Source organism: Gracilibacillus sp. YIM 98692, assembly GCF_010993965.1.
Lineage (GTDB): Bacteria > Bacillota > Bacilli > Bacillales > Amphibacillaceae > Gracilibacillus.
On the sequence record NZ_WIXM01000064.1, the window covers coordinates 1 to 1,615 of the forward strand.

1 protein-coding gene is annotated in these 1,615 nt (G+C 38.9%); it reads left to right on the forward strand.

Annotation, left to right across the window (positions count from 1 at the left end):
* Positions 1–1,438 (forward strand): beta-glucuronidase (gene uidA, locus GHD00_RS20800; RefSeq protein WP_163540082.1); only part of this gene is annotated, 1,438 nt, incomplete at its 5' end.
* Positions 1,439–1,615: the final 177 nt, after the last annotated feature.

A 1,615-nucleotide genomic window follows, 5' to 3' on the forward strand; every position in this document is an offset into this window, starting at 1 on the left:
GTTGACAGTTCGTTTGAGTAATATATTAGATCATACAACGTTACCAGTTGGTAACTATAGTGAAACAAAAGATAAGGATGGAAAAATCGTCCGTCATGTAGATGAAAACTTTGACTTCTTTAATTACGCTGGCCTACAACGACCGGTTAAGATTTACTCTACACCTAAAACCTATATTGACGATGTCGTCATTGTACCAGATGTTGATTTGCAAAAAGGGCAAGCAGAGGTACAAGTTTTTGTTAAAACAGGTGGTTCGTTCGATGAAGTACGTGTGACCGTTGTAGATGAAGATGGGCAGGAAGTAGCTCAAGCTACAGGATCGGAAACAAACGTAACGATTAATGATGTGACATTATGGCAACCACTTGATGCATACCTTTATACGGCAAAAATCGAAGGCTTGAAAAATGGCGAAGTAGAGGATGTATATGAAGAACCGTTTGGTGTGCGTAAAGTAGAAGTGAAAGATGGAAAATTTTTAATCAACGGTGAAGCCTTCTACTTCAAAGGTTTCGGTAAGCATGAAGATACCTTTATCCGTGGACGTGGACTAGACGAAGCGTATAACGTACATGATCTTAACTTGATGAAGAATATGGGAGCAAACTCGTTCCGTACTTCTCATTATCCATATTCTGAAGAAATGATGCGTTTATGTGACCGTGAAGGGATTGTGGTAATTGATGAAACACCTGCAGTTGGTCTAATGGCATCCTTTAACTTTGATGTATCCATTTTAGAAAAAGACGATTTTAAAGATGATACGTGGGATGAAATGAAAACAGCTGAAGCACATGAACAAGTAATTAGCGAATTGATCGCTCGTGATAAAAACCACCCATCTGTTGTGATGTGGTCGATTGCCAATGAGGCTGCAACATATTCAGCAGGTGCTCGTGAATATTTTGAACCATTATTCAATCTTGCCCGTCAATTGGATCCACAAAAACGCCCGTTGACCAATGTATTGATTATGATGGCGACGCCTAAGACAGATAAGTGTACCGATTTATATGATGTTTTAGCATTGAACCGTTATTTCGGCTGGTATGTAAAAAATGGCGATCTAGAAACAGCAGAAGAACAGACACGTCAAGAGTTATTAGAGTGGCAAGAAAAATATCCTGAAAAGCCAATCATGTACACCGAATATGGTGCTGATACGGTAGCTGGATTCCACAGTGCTTATGGTGAGCCATTTAGTGAAGAGTTCCAAGAAGATTACTATCGCATGAATCACAAAGTATTTGATGAAATTCCGAATTTTGTTGGCGAACAATTATGGAACTTCGCTGATTTCCAGACGAAATTTGGTATTATGCGTGTTCAAGGGAATAAAAAAGGTGTATTCACTAGAGCAAGAGAACCAAAAATGGTTGCACGTTATTTAAGTGAACGCTGGAATAGCATCCCACATGTAGGATATAAGAAATAAACAAAAAAATAGCACGAGGACGGTTCTCGTGCTTCTTCTTTCACACCGATTACCAAGCATGGCGAATGATGTAGGTCAAATTGTTAAGAAAATCAGAAGAGGTCTATTAGCCAACTATTTGAGCCTGGCTTGCTTTTATCCAGGGTAACAAATTAAAACGATAAAGGGTGAAAATAT